Origin of the sequence: Saccharopolyspora sp. NPDC049357, from assembly GCF_040677225.1 — a bacterium.
In the GTDB taxonomy this organism is placed as follows: Bacteria; Actinomycetota; Actinomycetes; order Mycobacteriales; family Pseudonocardiaceae; genus Saccharopolyspora.
The window spans coordinates 56,799-78,283 of the sequence record NZ_JBFAQJ010000022.1 but is presented as its reverse complement, the minus strand read 5'-3'; the positions used below and the strand labels follow the sequence as shown (position 1 = coordinate 78,283).

Here is a 21,485-nt window from a genome sequence, read left to right as displayed (position 1 = left end):
CCGTCACGACCGGAGGTGTGGACGGTGAAAGACGTCCAAGAACTGGGAACCGAAGAGCTGCGCGAGCACGTCGCCGCCGAACTGGCGCGCACCCGGCAGCGCAGCGCGCAGCTCACCGACGCCGTCGACGACGAGGAGCTCGTCAAGCAGCACTCACCGCTGATGTCGCCGCTGGTGTGGGACCTCGCGCACGTCGGCAGCCAGGAAGAGCTGTGGCTGGTGCGCGACGTCGGCGGACGCGAGGCCGTCCGGCCCGACATCGACGACCTCTACGACGCCTTCCAGCACCGCCGCGCGGACCGGCCCGAGCTGCCGCTGCTCGGCCCGCGCGAGGCCCGCGACTACATCGCCACCGTGCGCGACAAGGTCTTCGACCTGCTCGACGAGACCCCGATGGAAGGCCGCAGGCTCGTCGAGCGCGCCTTCGCCTTCGGCATGATCGTGCAGCACGAGCAGCAGCACGACGAGACGATGCTGGCCACCCACCAGCTCCGCGACGGCCCACCCGCGCTGACCGCCGAACCGCCGCCGCGCTCCTCCGACGCGCTGCCCGCCGAGGTGTTCGTGCCGGCCGGACCGTTCACCATGGGCACGTCCACCGAGGCGTGGGCGCTGGACAACGAACGGCCCGCCCACGAAGTGCACGTGGACGCCTTCCACCTGGACACCACACCGGTCACCAACGCCGAGTTCGCCCGCTTCATCGAGGCCGGCGGCTACCGGGATCCGCGGTGGTGGAGCGAAGCCGGGCAGCGCTACCGGCACAAGGCTTCCCTGGAGGCGCCCCGGTTCTGGTTCCGCGACGGGCAGCGGTGGATGCGCCGCCGCTTCGGGCACGTCGAAGAGGTGCCCGGCGACGAACCCGTGGTGCACGTCAGCTTCTACGAGGCCGAGGCCTACGCGGCCTGGGCGGGGAAGCGGCTGCCCACCGAGGCCGAGTGGGAGAAGGCGGCCCGCTTCGACCCAAGCACCGGGCGCTCCCGCCGGTACCCGTGGGGCGACGAGGACCCGACACCCGAGCAGGCCAACCTCGGGCAGCGGCACCTGCAACCCGCACCCGCCGGCGCCTACCCGCTGGGCGAAGCGCCGTGCGGTGCGCGGCAGCTCATCGGCGACGTGTGGGAGTGGACCTCCAGCGACTTCCTGCCGTACCCGGGATTCGCGGCGTTCCCGTACCGCGAGTACTCCGAGGTGTTCTTCGGAACCGACCACAAGGTGCTGCGCGGCGGCTCGTTCGGCACCGACCGGTCGGCCTGCCGGGGCACCTTCCGCAACTGGGACTACCCGATCCGGCGGCAGATCTTCGCGGGCTTCCGCTGCGCCCGCACCCCGAGCCCGGACGAGCGCTGAGCATGTGCAGGCACCTGGCTTACCTCGGGACACCCGTGCCGCTGGCCGAGCTGCTGCTCGACCCGGAGCACTCGCTGCTGGAGCAGTCCTGGGCGCCGAACGACATGCGCGGCGGCGGGACCGTCAACGCGGACGGCTTCGGCGCCGGCTGGTTCCGCGACGACGGCACCACCGGCGTCTACCGCAACGGCGCTGCGATGTGGACCGACACGTCGTTCCCCGGGCTGGCCCGGGACCTGCGGTCCTCCGCGGTGGTGGCGGCCGTGCGGTCGGCGACGGTCGGCATGCCGGTGGGACCCGAGCTGTGCGCGCCGCTGACCGACGGCCGGTGGCTGTTCAGCCACAACGGCAAGGTCGGCGGCTGGCCGGACTCGCTGGCCAAGCTCGCCGCGCGACTGGACCCGGCGGAGCTGCTCACCGCCCAGCCCACCGATTCCGCCGTGCTGTGGGCGCTGCTGCGCCGGAGCCTCGCCGACGGCGCCGAGCCCGGGACCGCGATGGCGGAGCTGGTGCGCGACGTGCACACCGCAGCACCCGACTCGCGGCTGAACCTGCTGCTCGGCGACGGCACCCGGATCGTGGCCACGACCTGGACGCACTCGCTGTGGGTGCGCCGGGAGCCCGATGCGGTGACCGTCGCCTCCGAACCCTTCGGCCGGACCGCTGAGACCGGCGGAACCAGATGGGTCGAGATTCCCGACCGCCGCCTGGTGGTCGCCGACACCGAACACACCGAGATCGTCTCCCTGGGGGAGGATTCGTGCGAATTCCCGAGCTGACCGTGCGCTTCACCGAAGCCGATGCCGATCGCGAACTGCGCGCCGAGGTCCGAGAAGGACTCACCGACGACCCGAAGTGGCTTTCGCCCAAGTGGTTCTACGACGCGGTGGGCAGCGAGCTCTTCGAGCGCATCACCGAGCTCGACGAGTACTACCAGACCCGCGCCGAGCACCAGATCCTGCGGCGGACGGCGCTGACCATCGCCGAGCTCACCAACGCCGCCACGCTGGTAGAGCTCGGCTCCGGCTCGTCGGAGAAGACCCGGCTGCTGCTGGACGCGCTGAGCAAGCACGGCACGCTGCGCCGGTTCGTGCCGCTGGACGTCTCCGAATCGGCTCTGCGATCGGCGGTCGCCGCCATCGAGGCCGACTACCCGGACCTGGAGGTCTCCGGAGTCGTCGACGACTTCACCACCGGCCGCCTCGACCACGGCGAGGACCGGCTGGTGGCGTTCCTGGGCGGCACGATCGGCAACCTCCTCCCGGAGGAGCGCGCCGGGTTCTTCGCCTCGCTGCACGCCGCGATGCGGCCGGGGGAGTGGTTGCTGCTGGGCACCGACCTGGTCAAGGAGCCGTCGCGGGTGATCCGCGCCTACGACGACGCCCAGGGCGTGACGGCCGAGTTCAACCGCAACGTGCTCACGGTGCTCAACAACCGGCTCGGCGCCGACTTCGACGCCGACGCCTTCGAGCACGTGGCGCGCTGGAACAGCGATCAGGAGTGGATCGAGATGCGGCTGCGCGCCCGGCGGCCGATGCACGTGCGGGTGCGCGAGCTCGCGCTGGACGTCGACTTCGCCGAAGGAGAGGAGATCCGCACCGAGATCTCGGCGAAGTTCCGGCGTAATCGCATCGCCGACGAGCTGGCGGTGGCCGGTTTCGAGCTGGGGAGCTGGTGGCTGGACGACGCGTCGGAGTACGCGCTGTCGCTGTCGATCGCGCGCTGAGTCACCGCTCGAGCTCCTGCTCGGAGGGTCCGGGCAGCCGCGCCATGCACCGCACGCAGGGCATCCCGGCCGGGTGGTCGGACACCTCGGCGACGTACGAGGGGATCTGGATGCCGCACAACGTGCGCCAAGCGGCTGGGAACGGTCCTTCCGGCTGCGCCGCGAGGTGCGTTTGGCGACGCGACTCGGCCACCACTCCCGCGGCGAACCTCACCGCGACCACTGAGCTCATAGTGCCGCCCCCGGTGGTTGTGCCCGGCCCGGCCGCAGGCTGGTGTCCACCGGGTCTCCCGGCAGACCGCGGGCGGGCAGGGCGATGTGGACTCGGTTGATCATCTGGCACCTCCTGCGAACGGGACTCGTCCGCCGGTGGCACGTGACGCGAGGCTAGGTGTGTTGACCCGTTCGGCCTAGCGACGTTGCGCGAGAACGCCCAACTGATCACCCGAAGGGATTGCCCGGGTGCGGCTGTCCGCACTGCTGAGCACGGGGAGTGGGGCTGATAGGGCCGGCCACGCGGCGCCAGCTACTGGGGGGAGGTGCTGGTGCGGCGTGACCGGCGGGGCACAGGCTACACCCCGTGGGTGCGCGATCATCGGGGGTAGTCGACCAGACGGCGGGTCATGGCCCGGAGGCCTTCGGCGCGGGACACTGGCCTGACCGCACGTGGTCGCAAGAGCAGGAGGAAGCATGTCGGATTCGCTGCTGGCTCGGCACAAAGCCGTGCTGCCGGACTGGCTGTCGCTGTACTACCAGGAGCCGATCGAGATCGTCAGCGGCTCGGGACGGCACGTCACCGACGCCGACGGCAACACCTACCTGGACTTCTTCGCGGGCATCCTCACCAACGCCATCGGCTACGACATCGACGAGATCAGCGGCGCGATCCGCCGCCAGGTCGACACCGGAGTCCTGCACACCTCAACGCTGTACCTGATCCGGCAGCAGGTGGAGCTGGCCGAGCGCATCGCCGAGCTGTCGGGGCTGCGCGAGCCGAAGGTGTTCTTCACCAACTCCGGCACCGAGGCCAACGAGACCGCGTTGATGCTGGCGACGCAGAAGCGCCGCAGCAACCAGGTGCTGGCGCTGCGCAACTCCTACCACGGGCGGGCTTTCGCGACGCTGGCCGTGACCGGCAACCGGGGCTGGTCGGCGACGTCGCTGTCGCCGGTGAAGGTCAGCTACGTGCACGGCGGCTACCGGTACCGCAGCCCGTTCGCGGAGTTCTCCGACGCCGACTACATCGCCGCCTGCGTCGACGACCTGCGCGAGGTCATCGAGACCACGACGGCCGGTGACGTGGCCTGCATGATCGCCGAACCGATCCAGGGCGTCGGCGGCTTCGCCACCCCGCCGGACGGGTTGCTGGGCGCCTTCGCCGAGGTCCTCGACGAGTACGGCATCCTGCTCATCTCCGACGAGGTCCAGACCGGTTGGGGGCGCACCGGCGAGCACTTCTGGGGCATCCAGGCGCACGGCGTCACGCCGGACGCGATGACCTTCGCCAAGGGGCTGGGCAACGGGCTGGCGATCGGCGGTCTGGTCGCCGAGGCCGCGCTGATGGACGACATCGGCGCGAACTCGATCTCCACCTTCGGCGGCAACCCGATCTCCACCGGTGGTGCGCACGCCGCGCTGGAGTACCTGCTCGCGCACGACCTGCAGGGCAACGCCGCGAAGCTCGGTTCCCAGCTGCTGCAGGGACTTCGCTCGCACGACAGCGCGCTCGTCGGCGACGTGCGCGGCAAGGGCCTGATGATCGGTGTCGAGCTGGTGGCGCCGGGCGGGAAGAAGCCGGTGCCGGAGGCCGCCGCGCGGGTGATGGAGCTGGCCAAGCAGCGCGGCCTGCTGATCGGCAAGGGCGGGCTGCACGGCAACGTGCTGCGCCTGGCTCCGCCGATGACGCTGACCGAGTCCGAAGCCGCCGACGCGCTGCGGATCCTGACCGACGCGATCTCGCAGGCCGAGCGGGAGCTGTGACGTCCTCTGTGGACTCATCGTTGAGGCGGTGGAGCACGTCCGGTCGGTCCGGTGATTTTCGGGGCTGACCGGACGTGATCGGGGATCATCTCCTACGCTGCCGGGCATGCCCGCTCTGAGCCCGCAGTCGGTCCTGGAAGGCCGCAACTCCAACCGCGCGCCGGTGTCGCTGATCATCGGCCTGGTGGTCTCCGGCATCTGCATGCTGCTGGCCCTGGCGTCCTACTTCCTGCTCGTCCCCGGCGCGCCCGGCAACGTCGTGCTCGGCATGCTGCTGGCGCTGCCTACCGCGATCGTGCTGGTGGCGCTGTTCTTGCTGGTGGACCGCCTGGAACCGGAGCCGCGGCTGAACCTGCTCGTCGCCTTCGGCTGGGGTGCGGGGGTGGCGCTGCTCGGCGCCTTGATCGTCAACACCCTCGGCGAGTCGGTGCTGGCCGTGGTCTTCGGTCCGGAAACGGCGACGGTGCTGACCGTTTCGGTGATCGCACCGGTGGTGGAGGAGAGCTTCAAGGGCGCTCTGCTGCTGTTCCTGCTGGTGGTCCGCCGCAACGAGATCGACGGCCCGACCGACGGAATCGTCTACGCGGGCCTGTGCGGACTGGGCTTCGCCCTGGTCGAGAACGTCCTCTACTACATGCAGGGCCTGGCCTCGGTTCCCGGCGAGATCTGGGGCACGGTCCTGATCCGGGGCGTGGTGGCCCCGCTGGGACACCCGATGTACACGGCGATGACCGGGTTGGGCATCGCCTACGCGGCCACGCACCGGGGTGCCGGCCGGATCTTCGCGATCTTCTTCGGCTGGTGCGCGGCGGTGTTCCTGCACGCGCTGTGGAACGGCGGATCGGTGCTGTTCGGGATCGGCGGCCTGATCCTGGCCTACATCGTCGAGGCCGTCGTGCTGCTCATCCTGGTGATCATCCTGATCCGCGACCGCAGGCGTCTGGTGCACCTCATCGGCCGGTACCTGCCCGCCTACATCCCCAGCGGTCTGGTGGCCCCGAACGACCTGAACATGCTCGGCACCATGCAAGGCCGCAGGCAGGCCCGGCACTGGGCGCGTTCCCAAGCGGGCAACGTCGGGGCGCAGGCCATGGGCGACTACCAGCTCGCCGCGACGGAACTCGCGCTGCTGCACTCCCAGGCCGAGCGCCGCACGATCGAGCCGCAGGCGTTCTTCACCCGCCGGGATCAGATCGTCGGTCTGATGCGCGTGGCCCGGGACGCCTTCTTCCTCCGCAGGCCCCAGCCGGCACCGGCTCCGTGGGCACGCAACGAGCAGTCGGGCTTCTTCACGCTCCCCAAGCAGCTCAACGAGATGCCGACCCACAAGCTGCGCATCCAGCCACCGTCGCAGCCGCAGCCGCCGCAGCACCCGGGACAGGGGCCGGGGAACCCGCCCCGCCCGGGACCGCAGCCGCCGATGCCGCCCGGCCAGCCGATGCCTCCTGGACAGCAGATGCCGCCCGGTCAGCAGTGGCCGGGGCAGCCGGGGCCTCAGCAGGGGCCGGGGCAGCAGGGACCGTGGCCGCCGCGGTAGTGGTGGTCTGACGGTCGGTTTTCGGCTGCGGCATCGGTAAGCTGAGCCATCAATGCAGGACCGGACCTGCTGAGGCGGCCACCGATACTGAGGCGGCATCGATGTTCACCCTGACCCACCTGGCCGGTTTCGTCGCGGTGGCCGAGGAGCAGCACTTCGGCCGCGCCGCGCAGCGGCTCCGCATGACCCAGCCGCCGCTGACGCGGCAGATCCAGCAGCTGGAGAAGGAGCTGAAGGTCCAGCTGTTCGACCGCACGAGCCGCACGGTGCGGCTGACCCCGGCCGGACGGGCCTTCCTGCAGGACGCCCGGCGGTTGCTCAGCGAGGCGGAGAACGCGGCGCTGTCGGTGCGGCGGGTGACGGCCGGGCAGGCCGGGATGATCCGCGTCGGGTTCACCGCGACGTCGGCCTACGGCGAGCTCGGCAGGGTGCTGGCGACCGTTCGCGAACACCTGCCGCACGTGGACGTGGTGCTGCACGAGCTCGTCACCCGCGACCAGATCGAACGCCTCTCAGGCGGTTCCCTGGATCTTGGCCTGGCACGGCCCCCCGCCGCGCGGCCGGAGCTGGCGTCGCGCCGGTTGCGCGCGGAACCGCTGCTGGCAGCCCTGCCCGAGGAACATCCGCTGGCCGAGGGCTCGGAACCCCTGGACCTGGCGCGGTTCCACGGCGCGGACATGGTGATGTACTCGCCGACCGAAGCCCGCTACTTCCACGAACTGCTGGTCACGATCTTCGGCAACGCCGACGTGCAACCGACCTACGTCCAGCACGTCAGCCAGATCCACACCGCCCTCGCGCTCGTGCAGGTGGGACTCGGCTCCGCCCTGGTACCCGCCACCGCGGCCCGGCTGCGCCTGGAAGGAGTGTCCTTCCGCCCGATCCACCTCCCCGAACCGGAACCGGTCGAACTCCACCTCCTCTGGCGCCACGCCAACGACAACCCGGCCCTGCGCGCCCTCCTCGACCTGCTCTGAGACCGGTCCGCCCGCGCGAGGTCAGCCCGGGACGTGCTGCGGGAGCTGGACCGAGAGGTCGACGATGTCCTGCGCGATGACGTCCCACGGCCCCGTGGCGTGGAGGTCCTTGCGTTGGCTCGGGCCGTACTCGGTGGGCCGCGGGATGAACGCCGTGCGGAGCCCTGCCTGCTGCGCGGCCTCCAGGTCGGTGTTGTGGGCCGCGCACAGCATGACGCGTTCCGGTGGTAGCCGGAGGAGTTCGGCGGTGCGGAGGTACGCGTTCGGGTCAGGCTTGTAGGCGCGGGTGATGTCGGAACCGATGATCACGTCCCACGGCAGTCCCGCGTGCTTGGCCATGTTGGTCAGCAGGGCGGTGTGGCCGTTGGACAGCGGCCCGATGATGAAGTGCCGCTTCAGCTCGGTCAGTCCGGGGACGCTGTCGGGCCAGGGCGGAAGCCGGTGCCACGCGCGGTTGAGCCAGTCCACATCGGACGGATCGGCGGTGTCGAGGGGGAGGCCGAGCTCGGCCGCGGTGGCGTCGAGGTTCTCCCGGTGCAGGAGGTCGAGGTCGACGAATTCCCGCTCGCCGCTGCGAACCGGCGCCATCGACGGTTGGTAGCGGCCGCGCCACGCCAGCGCGAACTCGTTCGGGTCGACGGCGCCGGAGAACTCCGCCACCGCCTGCGAGATCCCGGTCCTCCAGTCGACGACGGTGCCGAAGGTGTCGAACAGCACCGCGTCCACCAGGTGCTTCGGTCGCATCGTCGCCCTCCCGGGTCGTGTCCAACGCTCGCAGGTTACGGGCTCGTCGGCACGCCCGGAAGGGCGACGTGGTGGGTCAGCTGCGGGACTTCGGGGCGTTTTCGGCGGTCTTGCCCGGATCGGTGACCGCGACCGGAGCGAGGAGGTCGTTCATCTTCGCCACCAGCTCCCCGTCGAGCCGCACGCCTGCGGCGACGGCGTTCTCCGACACCTGCTCAGGCCGGGAGGCACCGATGATGGCGGCCGAAACGTTGTCGTTCTGCAACACCCACGCCACCGCCAGCTGAGCCGGCGACAAGCCCGCCTCCTCGGCCAGCGGCTTGAGCTGCTGGACGCGCTCCAGGACCTCGTCGCGCAGGTAGCGGGCCACGAACGTCGAGCCGCGCTCATCGGTGGCGCGCGAACCCGCCGGTGGCTCGGCGCCGGGCCGGTACTTCCCGGTCAGCACGCCCTGGGCGATGGGGGAGAACACGATCTGCCCGATCCCCAGCTCGCGAGACGCAGGGACGACCTCGCCCTCGATGACCCGCCACAGCGCCGAGTACTGCGGCTGGTTGGACACCAGCGGGATCCGCAGCTCCCGAGCCAGCGCGTGACCCGCGCGGATCTGCTCGGCGGTCCACTCGGAAACCCCGATGTAGTGCGCCTTCCCGCTGCGGACGACGTCGGCGAAGGCCTCCATCGTCTCCTCCAGCGGCGTCTCCGGGTCGTAGCGGTGCGCCTGGTAGAGGTCGACGTAGTCGGTCTGCAGCCTGCGCAGCGAGTTGTCGATCGACTCCATGATGTGCTTGCGCGACAGCCCGCGGTCGTTCTTGCCCTCGCCCATCGGGTGGTAGACCTTCGTGAAGATCTCCAGCCCCTCGCGGCGCTCCGACCGCAACGCCCGCCCGAGCACCTCCTCGGCGCGTCCGCCCGCGTACACGTCGGCGGTGTCGAAGCTGGTGATGCCGTTGTTCAGCGCGGCACGCACGCAGGCCACGGCGGCGTTCTCCTCGACCTGGGAGCCGTGCGTGATCCAGTTGCCGTACACCAGCTCGCTGATGATCAAGCCGCTGCTGCCCAGATGCCGGTAGTGCATTCGCGTCCTCCTGGTCGCCTCGAAGCGCAAGCCGCCGTTCGTAGCATAAGCCGCTGCTCCACCCGATCGGCTAACTCTCATTCGATCCTCGCAGGTCAGACCTGCATTTACGATCAACTGAGCGTGTTCGCCGATGATGATCTCTTGCGTAAACGCGAGGTAACCGCCAAGGTATCCAGCGCACGCCGCGCTTCGGCCGGGTGTGTGGCCTGGCGAGACAACGGAGTCTTGCCAGGCGTCGAAAGTTCAGGGCCGATGTGCGACGACGCCCGGCCCGACGGATTCGAAGAGGACTTCCAGGTGCGCAACATCCGCCGGCAACCGACCGCCGACGACAACGCAAGCCCCACCCGCCTCCTCCTCCGCGCGGCCTGGCTGCAGCTCTTCACCTCCTTCGTGCGCTGAGGCCGCTCTGCGGCGACGGCCGGTCCTGCGCTCAGGACCGATCCGGTCCGCGGTGCGGCAGGGCTCCGGCGCCTGATCCTGAGCCGAACCGGACGCTCACCCCGCGAACCGGGGTGAGCGCCCGGATGACGTCAGTACTGCAGGCCGAAGCCGTAGGGGAACAGGGGTTTCTGGCCGTCTCCGTCGTTGATGGGTTGTTGGTCGGCCGAGTTCATCCAGGTCATCGGCAGGGTGCCGGTGGGGTTGTAGTCGCCGAAGAGGACGTCGGCCACGCCCGCGCCTTCGGTGCCCGGCAGCCAGGAGGCCAGCAGTGCGTCCCAGTTCGGCAGGTCCTGGCTGATGTCCAGCGGACGTCCCGAGACCGTGACCGCGATGACCGGAACTCCGCTGTCCGCCAGCTTCTTCAGCGTCTCCTGGTCCTCCTGGTCCAGACCCATGCCGGCCGGGCGGTCGCCCTTGCCCTCGGCGTAGGGGGTTTCGCCGACGACCGCGATGGCGGCGCTGTAGGTGTTGTCGATGCCCGTGCCGTGGCGGTCGTAGGTGACCTGCGAGCCCTTGGCCGCGTCCTTGATGCCCTGCAGGATCGTGGTGCCCGGGGTGATCTGGCCGCTCTCGCCCTGCCAGCTGATCGTCCAGCCGCCCGACTGGTTGCCGATGTCGTCGGCGTTCTTGCCCGCCACGAACAGCTTCCCGCCGTCCTTGGGCAGCGGCAGCAGGCCACCGTCGTTCTTCAGCAGCACCTGCGACTTGCGGACCGCGTCGCGGGCGAGCGCGCGGTGCTCCGGGCTGCCGACCGTGCCGGTGAACTGCCTGTCGGTGTAGGGGTTCTCGAACAGGCCGAGCTCGAACTTCTTGGTGAGGATGCGCCGGTTGGCATCATCGATGCGCGACATAGGCACGTGCCCGTTCTCCACCTCGCCGCGCAGCAGCTCGGTGAACTTCTTCCAATCGTTGGGCACCATGATCATGTCCAGGCCGGAGTTGATCGCGGTGGCGACCTCCTCGGCGGTGAAGCCCAGCTGGCCGTCGATCTGGTCGATCGCGTCGTAGTCGGAGATCACGAAGCCCTTGAAGCCCAGCTCGCCCTTGAGCACGTCGTTGACCAGGTACGAGTGGGCGTGCAGCTTCAGGCCGTTCCAGCTGCTGTAGGAGATCATCACCGAACCCACGTCCCGGTTGACGGCCTCCTGGAACGGCGGCAGGTGCACGCGGCGCAGCTCCTGCTCGTCGATCTCGGTGTTGCCCTGGTCGTCACCGCCGGTCGTGCCGCCGTCGCCGATGTAGTGCTTGGCCGTGGCCAGCACCGATCCGGGGGCGTTGAGCGCTTCACCCTGCAGGCCGTTGATGGCCGTGGCGTGGGCGGTGGGCCGCTCCGGGGTCTCGCCGAAGGACTCGTAGGTGCGTCCCCAGCGGTCGTTGCGGGCCACGCACAGGCACGGGGCGAAGTCCCAGTCGATGCCGGTGCCCGAGATCTCCTCGGCGGTCGCGCGCCCGATGTCCTCGGTCAGCTTCGGGTCGTCGGCCGCGCCCAGGCCGATGTTGTGCGGGAAGATCGTCGCGCCGTGCACGTTGTTGTGCCCGTGCACGGCGTCCACGCCGTAGATCAGCGGGATGCCCAGCGGGGTGGCGGTCGCCGCGCGCTGGTAGTCGTCGTACATGTCCGCCCAGGACTCGGCGGTGTTGGGGTCGGGCGCCGACCCGCCGCCGCTGAGCACCGAGCCCAGCGACGCCGAGGCCGCGGTCTGCGGGTCCGCCGCGACGCGCTCGGCCTGCGTCATCTGACCGATCTTGTCCTGCAACGACATCCGCGACAGCAGGTCCTCGACCCGATCGGGAACCGGCGCGGACGCGTCGCGGTAGGTCGGAGCGGCAGCGGCAGCGGCCACCGTCGGGGTGATCACCGCCGTGCACGCGAGGGCGGCGCCGATCGCCGCCACGCGCATCCGTCTGCTGAAGGCCATGAACGCATCTCCTCGGCGTTGAGAAAGCACTGTGCTGAAAGGCATTCGCGCGACTTCGAGTCGAATTCCGAAAGATTTCGGATTCCTGCGCGGATCGAATGCCTCCGAACCGATACAGTCCTGGGACGTCGCGGTGTGGTCGGGTTTGTCGCGATTGCCGAACATAGCACCGGGAACGCGAATCGCGTGATCGTTGGCGAAAGTTCGACACGATGGCCCAAAAGTCGGCGCCATGTTCGCCGGAACGCCGGATCAAATGGGAATTCCATGTGCGCTCGGGAGGAATTCGGCGAACAATCCCCGTCGTTCACCCGTCCCTCGGTTGAGAGGAACTCGCGATGAAGCGAACCCGACCCTGGCGCAGGCGCGTCGCGCTGCTCGCCGGCACCCTGCTGCTGGGAACGGCGGCGGGCGCCGCGCCCGGCGGTGCCGCGCCGGTCGTGCAGGTGTGGGAGACCACCGGCGACAAGAGCAAGCTCCTCGAACGCCAGGAGGACGAGGAGTTCGGATCCGGCGGCAGCGCCCAGACCATCATCGACGTGGACCCGTCCACGACCTACCAGACCATCGACGGGTTCGGCGCCGCCTTCACCGACTCCTCGGCCGCCCTGGTCGCCAACGACCTCGACCAGGGCGCGCGCGACGAGCTGATGAACGACCTCTTCGGCGCCGACGGCATCGGGTTGAGCGTGGTGCGGCAGCCGTTGGGCGCCAGCGACTTCGCCACCGCCGAGTCCGGCGACTACACCTTCGACGACACCTGCTGCGACCTCTCCGACTTCAACACCGGTCACGACGAGGCCTACATCCTGCCGATCCTGCGGCAGGCCAAGCAGATCAACCCGGACCTGAAGGTGATGGGCACGCCGTGGAGCGCTCCGGCGTGGATGAAGACCAACGACAACGTCGACGGCGGTGAGCTCAAGACCGAGAACCACGGCGTGTTCGCCGACTACCTCGTCAAGACCGCCCAGGCGTACTCCGACGCCGGTGTGCCGCTGGACTTCCTGAGCATCCAGAACGAGCCCTACCACCCCGAATCCGGGGACGGTTCCTCCGGGTACCCGTCGATGCACATGTCCCCGGAGCAGCAGGCCGCGGCGATCGGCGACGAGATCGGCCCGAAGTTCGCCGAATCCGGCCTGAAGACCCAGCTGCTCGCGTGGGACCACAACTGGTCGCACCCCGAGTACCCGGGCATCGTCGCCGACGACCCGGAAGCGGGTCAGCACGTCGCGGGCGCGGCGTTCCACTGCTACGAAGGCGACGCGTCCGGTCAGAGCGAGTTCCAGCAGGCGCACCCGGACAAGGGCATCTGGTTGACCGAGTGCTCCGGCGGTGACTGGTCGCCGGACTTCGCCCAGAACCTCAAGTGGCAGACGCAGAACCTCGTCATCGGCGGTACCCGGAACTGGGCCAAGGGCGTCGCGCTGTGGAACGTGGCGCTGGACCAGAACCACGGCCCAACCAACGGCGGCTGCTCCGACTGCCGGGGCGTGGTCACCGTCAACACCGACGACGGGCAGATCACCTACAACGAGGAGTACTACGTCCTCGGCCACGTCGCGAAGTTCGTGAAACCCGGTGCGCAGCGCGTCGAATCGACCAGCAACCCCAACGGCGTCGAGTCGGTCGCCTTCCGCAACACCGACGGCTCCACCGCCCTGCTGGCGCTGAACGCCTCGGACTCCGAGCAGACCTTCCAGGTCCGCACCGGCGGTCAGAGCTTCGAGCACACCCTCCCGGCGGGAGCCGTCACGACCTTCACCTGGCAGGGAACCTGACATCGGGTGGGGTCCCCATCTTCCCGTCGAGGTCCATGTGTTCGGTGCGGTAGCTCGCGCCCGGCTCGGGTCATGCCTGCCGTCGACCACGTAGGGTCGCCGCGTCAGATGAATGCGGGCGGGAAGGTTGCGGTGGAGCTGACGCTGGTCGGGCAGGCCGTGGGCATGTTCGCGGTGACCAACATCGATGACATCGTGATCCTGGCGCTGTTCTTCGGTCAGGCCGCTGGTCATCCTGCGGGCGCTGTGCGGGTCGTGGCCGGGCAGTACCTGGGCTTCGGCGCGATTCTGGCCGCGGCGATCGTCGGTGCGCTCGGCGCCGGTCTACTGCCCGAGGTGGCTCTCCCGTACCTCGGGTTGCTTCCGCTGCTGCTGGGCATCCGCGCCGGGTGGTCGGCGTGGCGCGAACGCCATGACGGGGACGACGGAGAGATCCCGAGCGCGGACGATGGCCCGACGATGTGGGCCGTCGCCGCGGTGACGTTCGCCAACGGCGGGGACAACATCGGGGTCTACATCCCGGTGTTCGCCACCGCCGGCTCGGGCGGACTGGCCGTGTTCGCGGTCGTGTTCCTCGTGCTGGTGGCCGTGTGGTGTGCCGCAGGACGGTACTTCGCAACCCGGCCCGTGATCGCTCGCTCCCTGTCGCGCTGGGGTCACATCGTGCTGCCCGTGGTCCTGATCGGCCTTGGCCTGGTGATCCTGATCGAAGGTGGAGCGTTCGGGCTGTGAGCCGCGGGGAGGCCGGATAGGTGAGCTCTGACCGCGATGGTGTGGCCGGTGCGAACCCCGTCGGCAAGGCGCGAGGCGGCTGCTGCCGATCTCACGCAACGCCGCCGGGGTGCGAACCGAGCGAGCAGGGTCAGCGCGCGGTCGGACTTGCTGAAGTCGAAAGCGCGCTCGAACCCGGGGAAGTGTTCGAGCAACTGCGCACGTCGGGTGCGGTCACTCGCCGACGGCCACGACCATGCCGCGGAGTTCGTAGCCGCCGATGGCGTCGTTGAACGACACCTTCGGCGGGGTGTGCAAGCGGACGCCGGGCAGGACGAACAGCCTGGTCAGGAAGACGTCGGTCTCCTGGATGGCGATGTTGTTGCCCGGGCAGCGGTGCGGGCCGTCGCTGAACGACAGTCCCGGTGCCGTCGCGTCTGTGAGCTCGCGGTGCGGGCACACCTGCAGCGGCTTCTCGCCGAACGCGGCCTCATCGGCGTTGGTGCTGGTCACGTCGATGTCGATGACCTCACCGGCCGGAACGGTGTGCGTCTGGCCGTCTTCGCCGGGCAGCTCCACCTCAGCCGTGGTGCGGCGCAGCAGGTGCGCGACCACCGGCTCCAGCCGCAGGAACTCGTGCAGGATCGCCAGCCGCTCGGACTCCTCGGCGTTGACGTAGCGCTCGCGCAGAGCGTCGTCGGTGAACAGGTGCCAGGCGGCCAGGTTCACGAACTCGCGGGTCGTGACCATGCCCGCCGCCGCGACCGTGATGCACTCGCCGAGGATCTCCGCCGACGAGCAACCGTCGGCCAGCAGGTGCGAGATGAGGTCGTCCTGCGGCTCCTTGCGCCGGGCGCGCACCGCGGGCAGCACGTCGGCGAAGTAGATGCCGCCCCAGTTCACCGCCTGCCGCCACACCCAGTACAAGCCGTGCAGGCTGGTGAAACCCGGCTCGCCGAACTCCTCCGGGAAGAACCGCTCCAGGCGTCCCGCCAGCCCCGGCCGGCTCTCGGTCAGCCCGATCACCGCGCACGCCACGCCGATCGCCAGCTCGAAGCTCAGCTCGGAGAGCACCGCCGTGCCGTTCGCGGTGAGCTTGGCCAGCTGCTCGTCGCTGACCCGCTCCATGATCCCCCGGTAGGACTCGTCGACCTTGCGGGGAGTGAAGTACTTCGCCGTCTGGCGGCGGTGCTCGCGGTGCTCCGGGCCATCCCTGTAGAGGACCGGACGGCGGATCTTGGCGGGCATCTTCTCCACGGTCTCCACGCCGAGACCGGCCTGGACCGTGTCGGTGCTGCGCAGGGCCGCGCGGGCGGCGGCGTGACCGCGAACTCGCCACACACCGTCGGAATCCCGGCTCACCGGGCATCCGCCGGTGCTCTCCCCGCGATCGATCTTGCGCGCGTCCGTGCCGTCGTCGGTCGTCGACATCTGTGGGACCGGTCCTTTCCCGAAGCCGGTGGCGGAACATGATCTTGCCTCACCTTTGGTAGCAGGCGCGCGATGGTCGGCGCAGCCGGGTCTGGCGCTTCGTAGCGGAAACTTCACCGAGCGCAGCGGCCGTTCAGCGGATCGGGCAGTGGGCCGTGCTGAGCGCTGTGCGTCACCCAATAGGATGGCCGCAACTTCGGATGAGGAGCAGCAGTCGTGCAGTCGCAGTTCGGCCCGTACCGGGTGGAGGGCGTCATCGCCCGCGGGGGAATGGGCGAGATCCTGCGCGCCTACGACACCCGCCACGACCGCATCGTCGCGCTCAAGCTGCTCGCCCCGCACCTGGCGGCTGACCAGGAGTTCCGCGAGCGCTTCAAGCGCGAGGCGCACGCCGCCGGCCGCCTCAACGAACCCCACGTCATCCCGATCCACGGCTACGGCGAGATCGACGGCCGCCTCTACTTGGACATGCGCCTGGTCGAGGGCGAAGACCTCGGCGCGCGGCTCAACGCCCACGGCCCGATGCACCCGCAGGACGTGGTGCACGTGATCGAGCAAGTCGCGCAGGCGCTCGACGCCGCGCACGCCGCGCGCGTGGTGCACCGGGACGTCAAGCCCTCCAACGTGCTGCTCGGCGCGGGCGGCTTCGCCTACCTCGTGGACTTCGGCATCGCGGCCTCCATCCAGGACGCCACGAGCCGCACCTCCGGCAGCGTCACCATGGGCACGCTGGCCTACATGGCGCCGGAGCGCTTCGGCGACGCCCCGTCCGACCACCGCGTGGACGTGTACTCGCTGGCCTGCGTTCTCTTCCAGTGCCTCACCGGAGCCAAGCCCTACGGCGTGACCAGCACCGAAGCGCTGATCTACGCCCACCTCAACCGCGAGCCCCCGAAGCCCTCGGCTGAGGTGGCCGGCGTGCCGCCGGAGTTCGACCGCGTGGTGGCCACCGGCATGGCCAAGAACGCCGCCGACCGCTACGCCACCGCCGGTGAGCTCGCCGCAGCGGCCCGGCGGGCGCTGCGCAGCACCGCCCCGCTCGGGGCCGCCGGAGCCGAGCCCGAGCGGCGCAAGTCGCGGTGGCCGATCGCCCTCGCCGGCATCGGCGCGGTCGCCGCGGTGGCCGGCGTCGCCGCGGCGGTCATGACGCTGCAACCCGAACCCACCGACGGCCAGGCGACGCCGATCGTGCCCCCCACATCGCCCGCGGCGCCGACGAGCCTGCCCGCGACGAGCGCCTCGCTCGTGCCCACCAGCTCGCCGACCGTTGCGCCGCCCTCGGAGGCGCCCGCGCCGCCCAGCACCACCGCGAAGCCGACGACCTCGCGGCCGCCGTACGTGCCGAAGACGTGCAAGACCATCACCTACGAGGGCAAGGCGCGCGGCAACGGGTGCTTCAACGCCGACCGCGACCACATCGGGATCAAGGACACCTACAAGGACGGGTACTGGGTCAAGATCCGCTCGGAGACCGACTACCACCACACCGCCGAGTGCCGGGACACCAGCAGCGAGGGCGAGTACGTCGAGTGCAAGCTCCAGCTCAGGCCCGAGGGTTCGGTGCGGGTGATGGTCGAGCTGTGGGACGCGAACAAGAAGCTCGCCGACACGCCCTGGTCGGAGTTCGCGCCGGTCAGCAAGTGAGTCAGTCGACGACGCCGGACTGGTAGGCGAACACCACCAGCTGGGCGCGGTCGCGCGCACCGAGCTTGACCATCGCGCGGCTGACGTGCGTGCGCGCCGTGGCCGGGCTGACCACCAGTCTTCCGGCGATCTCCTCGTTGCTCAGGCCCTCCGCCACCAGGGCCAGGACCTCGCGCTCGCGGTCGGTGAGCGTGTGCAGCTGCGGGTGCGGATCGCGGGTGCGCGGCGCCAGGTGGACGAACTCGCGCACCAGCTTCCGCGTCGCCGACGGCGCGAGCAGCGCCTCCCCGCCCGCGACCAGGCGGATCGCGCGCAGCAGGTCCACCGGAGTGGTGTCCTTGAGCAGGAATCCGCTGGCACCGGCGCGCAGCGCGCTGAAGACGTACTCGTCGATCTCGAACGTGGTCAGCACGATCACCTTGGTACCGGCCAGATCCGCGTCCGCCGTGATCCGCCGCGTCGCCTCCAGACCGTCCACACCGGACATCCGGATGTCCATGAGCACCACGTCGGGGTGGTGCTCGCGCACCTTGCGGACCGCGTCGAGCCCGTCGGCGGCTTCACCGGCGCAGTCGAGGTCGTCCTCGGACTCGATGAGCGTCCGCAACCCGATGCGCACCAGGTCCTGGTCGTCGACGATGAGCACGGTGATCACCGCTGCGCTCCGATCGGCAGCCGGGCGTGCACCCGGAATCGGCCGCCGGAGGACCCGGCGCTGAACTCGCCCCCGAGCGCCTCCACGCGGCGCCGCATCCCCGGGATGCCGAGGCCGTCGCCGCCGGTGGTCGCGGGGGAGGGGTTGGTGACCTCGATGCGGACCTCCTCCGGCGAGTAGTCGACGGTGACCTCCGCGCGCTGCTCCCGGCTGTGGCGCAGCACGTTGGTCAGGGACTCCTGCAGTATCCGGTATCCGGTGAGGTCGACCGCCTTCGGCAGCTCCGGCATCTCGCCGCGCACGCGCAGGGAGACCTCCACCCCGGCCTCGCGGGTGCGGTTGACCAGGTCGGGCGCGCGGCTCAGACCGGGTTCGGGGCCGTGCCCGGTTCCGGCGCGGACGACGGCCAGCGTCGCTCGGAGTTCGTCGAGGGCGTCGCTGCTGGTGCGGCTGATCGCGTTGAGGGCGATCTCGGCCTGGTCGGGCTTCTTCGGCAGCACGTGCAACGCCACGTCGGCCTGCATCTTGATCGCAGCCAGCCCGTGGCCGACCACGTCGTGCACCTCCTGGGCGATGCGCAGCCGCTCGTCGTCGACCCGCCGCCGCAGCGCCTCGGACCGCTGCCGGGCCACGGCCTCCGACTGGGTGCGCGCCACCAGGCCCGCGGCGAAGGGCACCAGCACCCACGCCGACGCCGGGAGGATGCCCGCCCACCCGGGGCCGGTGAGGAAGGTGTGCGCCCACAGCAGCAGAAGAGCGATGCCGGCGGCGATGCCCGCGGTGCGGGGTGGCCTGTGACGCGCGGTCGAGTACACCGCGACAAGCAGCGCCAGCAGGATCGGCCCGTACCGGAACCCGGCGACGAGGTAACCGGACACCGCGACGGCCACGACCCCGAGCACCACCAGCGGCATGCGGCGTCGCCACGCCAAGGTCAGCCCTGCGACCACGACGAACGCGATGGCGATCCCGTTCAGGCCGCGCATCCCGTGCCCCGCCCACCGGTGGGCGGCGATGGTCCCGACGACTCCGACCGCGGTCACCAGCAGCGCCAGAACCACATCGCCGAAGCGAGGGCGCAACACACTCATGCCGACCAGTCTCACCGACCGGCCCGCGCTCCGGCGTCCTCCCAGTGCCGACACACCGGCTACGTCCTCGGACGTACTCAACGGTCAGCGTCATCGATAACTTCAGTGTCGAATGAATTCAATCCCGGATGGCGCCAGGAGGAACGGCCAGGAGCGAGGGACAAGTCGATCATCCAGCCGGTGGAGACGCTCTCCGCCGGGCAGCGTCAAGGCGCGCCCGCGCGGCGTTCGGGAGCAAGGCCGTCATCGTGGACGAGCCCACCGCAGCGCTGGGCGTGGCCGAGGCGGGCAAGGTCCTCGAACTCATCGGCAGGATCCGCGCGAGAGATCTGCCGGTCGTGCTGATCAGCCACGACATGCCGCACGTGTTCGACATCGCCGATCGAATCCGCGTGCACCGGCTCGGCAGGTGCGTCGGCGTCGTCTCGTCGCGCACCCGCGACATGAGTCAGGTCGTCGGGCTGATCACCGGAGCGTTGGAGGCAGGGCAGGACGGGACGTTGCGCGAAGTCTCAGGTGCTCGGCGCCGGGAAGGCCGAGTCCGTCAACTGTCCACAATGGAGTGGTATTCGGTCAGGCGGGCGACGTAGTCGTCGATCTGCTCGTCCAGCTCGGCCAGCCGGGCGCGCAACCGCTCGGCCTGCTGCGTCGAGGCACCGGGCAGTTGCGCGGCGAGGTGCCCGTACTCGGCCAGCACCGTGGGGAGGTTGCTGGTGTCCTGCTGCCTGGGAATTCGCTCCATATCACGATGGTGCGGCCGAACGTCCGATTCGTCGATTCGATCTACGGCGTGCACACGTCCCTGGTCGGGTGATCTCGAGCGGATATGCTCACCGAGAACAACCGACCGGGTGAATTGGGGAGGCGCGATGAGCGACGCGGACGTGGTGGCCCAGGCCCGAGAGCTGCTCAAGGCCACGCCGGTGCTCGACGGTCACAACGACCTGCCCTGGGCACTGCGGGAGCAGGTCCGCTACGACCTCGACCAGCGCGACATCGCCACCGACCAGACCGGTCGCCTGCACACCGACCTCGCGCGCCTGGACGCCGGGGGAGTGGGCGGGCAGTTCTGGTCGGTCTACGTGCCCACCGAGCTGCAGGGCGACGACGCGGTCAGCGCCACGCTGGAGCAGATCGACTGCGTCAACGCCCTCGCCGCCCGCTACCCGGACCGGCTGCGCCTGGTCCGCACCGCCGACGAGATCGAGGCCGCCCGCGCCGATGGCAAGATCGCCTCGCTGATGGGCGCCGAAGGCGGGCACTCGATCAACTGCTCGCTGGCCACCCTGCGCGCCTTCTACGACCTGGGCGTGCGGTACCTGACGCTGACGCACAACGACAACACCCCCTGGGCCGACGCCGCCACCGACGAGCCCGCCCACGACGGGCTCACCGCCTTCGGCGTCGAGGTGGTGCGCGAGATGAACCGGATGGGCATGCTCGTCGACCTCTCGCACGTCGCCGCCGAGACCATGCGCGACGCGCTGCGCGCCAGCCGCGCCCCGGTGGTGTTCTCGCACTCCTCCTCGCGCGCGGTCTGCTCGCACCCGCGCAACATCCCCGACGACGTGCTCGCCCAGCTGCCCGGCAACGGCGGCGTGGCGATGGCGACGTTCGTGACCAAGTTCGTGCTGCAGGAGTCGGTGGAGTGGACCGCCGCCGCGCAGCGCGAGCTGGTCGCGCACGGCCTCAGCGACCTGTCGGGCACCCCGGAGGCCAAGGAGGTGCTGCGCAAGTTCGAGGAGGCCAACCCGCAGCCGGTGGCCACCTCGAAGACCGTCGCCGACCACCTCGACCACATGCGCGAGGTCGCCGGCATCGACCACATCGGCGTCGGCGGCGACTACGACGGCACGATCTTCCTGCCGCAGGACCTCGACGACGTCTCCGGCTACCCGAACCTCATCGCCGAGCTGCTCCGCCGCGGCTGGTCGCACGCCGATCTGGGCAAGCTGACCTGGCACAACGCCGTCCGAGTGCTGCGCGACGCCGAGCGCGTGGCCGCGGAGCTGCAGCGCACCGAATCGCCGTCGATCGCCACCATCGAACAGCTCGACGGCTGAGCTCCTCGTGACTCGCGCCCGGCGGTGATCTCCGCCGGGCGCGTTCTGCTACACCTCCCGCCTCGGGTCCGGCAGCCGCGCGTGCGCCGACCCGGTGAGGCGGGGGCGTTCCTCGCGTCCGCGCGCAGTCGCAGTCGGTAGTCGACTAGTCCAATGTGGTCAGGATGGGCCACTCGATCCGGCCACCTCCTGGCGGGTCTGCGCGGGACACGCGCATCCGGTGTCCAATATGGAACCGGGGAGAAGGTGCGTGGTCGAACACCGGCGCGAATCACCGTGATTCATGTGGTTCTTCGTTCGCCCTGCGGTGCCGCAGGGGCGCTCATACGATGCCGGTTGCGCCTCCTG

The 21,485-nt window shown here is 70.1% G+C and carries 19 protein-coding genes and 1 pseudogene; 12 read left to right on the top strand and 8 right to left on the bottom strand.

From position 1 onward, the window contains the following. Nucleotides 1–15 precede the first annotated feature (15 nt). From egtB to egtD, 3 genes are read left to right on the top strand one after another with little or no spacing between them, the layout of a single operon-like run. The gene (gene egtB, locus AB0J91_RS19500; protein ID WP_363870653.1) at nucleotides 16–1,350 is read left to right on the top strand and encodes an ergothioneine biosynthesis protein EgtB; all 1,335 of its coding nucleotides are present in this window, start codon (nucleotides 16–18) and stop codon (nucleotides 1,348–1,350) included. Between the two features lie 2 nt (nucleotides 1,351–1,352). After that, nucleotides 1,353–2,129 (top strand): ergothioneine biosynthesis protein EgtC, encoded by a 777-nt coding sequence (gene egtC, locus AB0J91_RS19495; RefSeq protein ID WP_363870650.1) that lies wholly within the window; start codon nucleotides 1,353–1,355, stop codon nucleotides 2,127–2,129. Next, nucleotides 2,111–3,076, top strand: a complete 966-nt coding sequence (gene egtD, locus AB0J91_RS19490) for an L-histidine N(alpha)-methyltransferase (RefSeq protein ID WP_363870647.1) — start codon at nucleotides 2,111–2,113, stop codon at nucleotides 3,074–3,076. Before egtC ends, egtD begins: the two co-directional genes overlap by 19 nt. 1 nt (nucleotide 3,077) lies before the next feature. On the opposite strand, the gene AB0J91_RS19485 is transcribed toward egtD, so the two are convergent. After that, nucleotides 3,078–3,308, bottom strand: a complete 231-nt coding sequence (locus tag AB0J91_RS19485) for a hypothetical protein (RefSeq protein ID WP_363794296.1) — start codon at nucleotides 3,306–3,308, stop codon at nucleotides 3,078–3,080. A 458-nt stretch (nucleotides 3,309–3,766) separates the two neighbouring features. On the opposite strand from AB0J91_RS19485, the gene AB0J91_RS19480 reads away from it, so the two are divergent. The 3 genes from AB0J91_RS19480 (at nucleotide 3,767) to AB0J91_RS19470 (ending at nucleotide 7,570) form a co-directional block, all read left to right on the top strand. Further along, nucleotides 3,767–5,056, top strand: coding sequence for an aminotransferase class III-fold pyridoxal phosphate-dependent enzyme (locus AB0J91_RS19480; RefSeq protein ID WP_363870645.1), 1,290 nt, complete (start codon nucleotides 3,767–3,769; stop codon nucleotides 5,054–5,056). A gap of 106 nt (nucleotides 5,057–5,162) precedes the next feature. Further along, nucleotides 5,163–6,593 carry a PrsW family intramembrane metalloprotease gene (locus AB0J91_RS19475; RefSeq protein WP_363870643.1) on the top strand — a complete coding sequence of 477 codons (1,431 nt, stop codon included), beginning with the start codon at nucleotides 5,163–5,165 and terminating at the stop codon, nucleotides 6,591–6,593. 101 nt (nucleotides 6,594–6,694) lie between these two features. After that, nucleotides 6,695–7,570, top strand: a complete 876-nt coding sequence (locus tag AB0J91_RS19470; protein ID WP_363870640.1) for a LysR substrate-binding domain-containing protein — start codon at nucleotides 6,695–6,697, stop codon at nucleotides 7,568–7,570. Nucleotides 7,571–7,591: 21 nt separating this feature from the next. Here the strand turns inward: AB0J91_RS19470 and AB0J91_RS19465 are convergent, their stop codons facing one another. Both AB0J91_RS19465 and AB0J91_RS19460 read right to left on the bottom strand, forming a co-directional pair. After that, nucleotides 7,592–8,314: a haloacid dehalogenase type II gene (locus AB0J91_RS19465; protein ID WP_363870637.1), complete on the bottom strand. Its 723-nt coding sequence runs from the start codon at nucleotides 8,312–8,314 to the stop codon at nucleotides 7,592–7,594. 76 nt (nucleotides 8,315–8,390) lie between these two features. Continuing rightward, the gene (locus AB0J91_RS19460) at nucleotides 8,391–9,392 is read right to left on the bottom strand and encodes an aldo/keto reductase family protein (RefSeq protein WP_363870634.1); all 1,002 of its coding nucleotides are present in this window, start codon (nucleotides 9,390–9,392) and stop codon (nucleotides 8,391–8,393) included. Between the two features lie 123 nt (nucleotides 9,393–9,515). On the opposite strand from AB0J91_RS19460, the gene AB0J91_RS19455 reads away from it, so the two are divergent. Beyond that, nucleotides 9,516–9,797 carry a hypothetical protein gene (locus AB0J91_RS19455; protein WP_363794284.1) on the top strand — a complete coding sequence of 94 codons (282 nt, stop codon included), beginning with the start codon at nucleotides 9,516–9,518 and terminating at the stop codon, nucleotides 9,795–9,797. A gap of 131 nt (nucleotides 9,798–9,928) precedes the next feature. On the opposite strand, the gene AB0J91_RS19450 is transcribed toward AB0J91_RS19455, so the two are convergent. Continuing rightward, nucleotides 9,929–11,758, bottom strand: a complete 1,830-nt coding sequence (locus tag AB0J91_RS19450) for a glycoside hydrolase family 3 N-terminal domain-containing protein (protein ID WP_363870631.1) — start codon at nucleotides 11,756–11,758, stop codon at nucleotides 9,929–9,931. 338 nt (nucleotides 11,759–12,096) lie between these two features. Here AB0J91_RS19450 and AB0J91_RS19445 point away from each other — a divergent pair, with 338 nt between their 5' ends. After that, entirely contained in the window at nucleotides 12,097–13,542 is a 1,446-nt protein-coding gene (locus AB0J91_RS19445) for a glycoside hydrolase family 30 beta sandwich domain-containing protein (protein WP_363870628.1), read from the top strand. A 132-nt stretch (nucleotides 13,543–13,674) separates the two neighbouring features. After that, complete coding sequence (locus AB0J91_RS19440; protein ID WP_363870625.1) at nucleotides 13,675–14,274, top strand: cadmium resistance transporter; 600 nt, start codon at nucleotides 13,675–13,677, stop codon at nucleotides 14,272–14,274. Nucleotides 14,275–14,487: 213 nt separating this feature from the next. Here AB0J91_RS19440 and AB0J91_RS19435 read toward each other — a convergent pair whose 3' ends face one another. Continuing rightward, nucleotides 14,488–15,684 carry a cytochrome P450 gene (locus tag AB0J91_RS19435; protein WP_363870622.1) on the bottom strand — a complete coding sequence of 399 codons (1,197 nt, stop codon included), beginning with the start codon at nucleotides 15,682–15,684 and terminating at the stop codon, nucleotides 14,488–14,490. Between the two features lie 216 nt (nucleotides 15,685–15,900). Here AB0J91_RS19435 and AB0J91_RS19430 point away from each other — a divergent pair, with 216 nt between their 5' ends. Next, the gene (locus AB0J91_RS19430) at nucleotides 15,901–17,328 is read left to right on the top strand and encodes a serine/threonine-protein kinase (RefSeq protein WP_363870619.1); all 1,428 of its coding nucleotides are present in this window, start codon (nucleotides 15,901–15,903) and stop codon (nucleotides 17,326–17,328) included. Nucleotide 17,329: 1 nt separating this feature from the next. On the opposite strand, the gene AB0J91_RS19425 is transcribed toward AB0J91_RS19430, so the two are convergent. Both AB0J91_RS19425 and AB0J91_RS19420 read right to left on the bottom strand, forming a co-directional pair. Further along, nucleotides 17,330–17,983, bottom strand: a complete 654-nt coding sequence (locus AB0J91_RS19425) for a response regulator transcription factor (RefSeq protein ID WP_363794270.1) — start codon at nucleotides 17,981–17,983, stop codon at nucleotides 17,330–17,332. Next, nucleotides 17,980–19,074 (bottom strand): histidine kinase, encoded by a 1,095-nt coding sequence (locus AB0J91_RS19420; protein ID WP_363870616.1) that lies wholly within the window; start codon nucleotides 19,072–19,074, stop codon nucleotides 17,980–17,982. Before AB0J91_RS19420 ends, AB0J91_RS19425 begins: the two co-directional genes overlap by 4 nt. Before the next feature lie 162 nt (nucleotides 19,075–19,236). Here AB0J91_RS19420 and AB0J91_RS19415 point away from each other — a divergent pair. After that, a pseudogene (locus AB0J91_RS19415) lies at nucleotides 19,237–19,664 on the top strand (hypothetical protein); the annotation flags it as partial. Here AB0J91_RS19415 and AB0J91_RS19410 read toward each other — a convergent pair. Further along, a complete protein-coding gene (locus AB0J91_RS19410) occupies nucleotides 19,619–19,816 on the bottom strand; it encodes a hypothetical protein (RefSeq protein WP_132673685.1) in 198 nt (65 codons plus the stop codon). The pseudogene AB0J91_RS19415 and the gene AB0J91_RS19410 sit on opposite strands and share 46 nt — an antisense overlap. A 127-nt stretch (nucleotides 19,817–19,943) precedes the next feature. Between AB0J91_RS19410 and AB0J91_RS19405 the strand changes: the two genes are divergently transcribed. Continuing rightward, entirely contained in the window at nucleotides 19,944–21,137 is a 1,194-nt protein-coding gene (locus AB0J91_RS19405) for a dipeptidase (RefSeq protein ID WP_363870613.1), read from the top strand. Nucleotides 21,138–21,485: the final 348 nt, after the last annotated feature.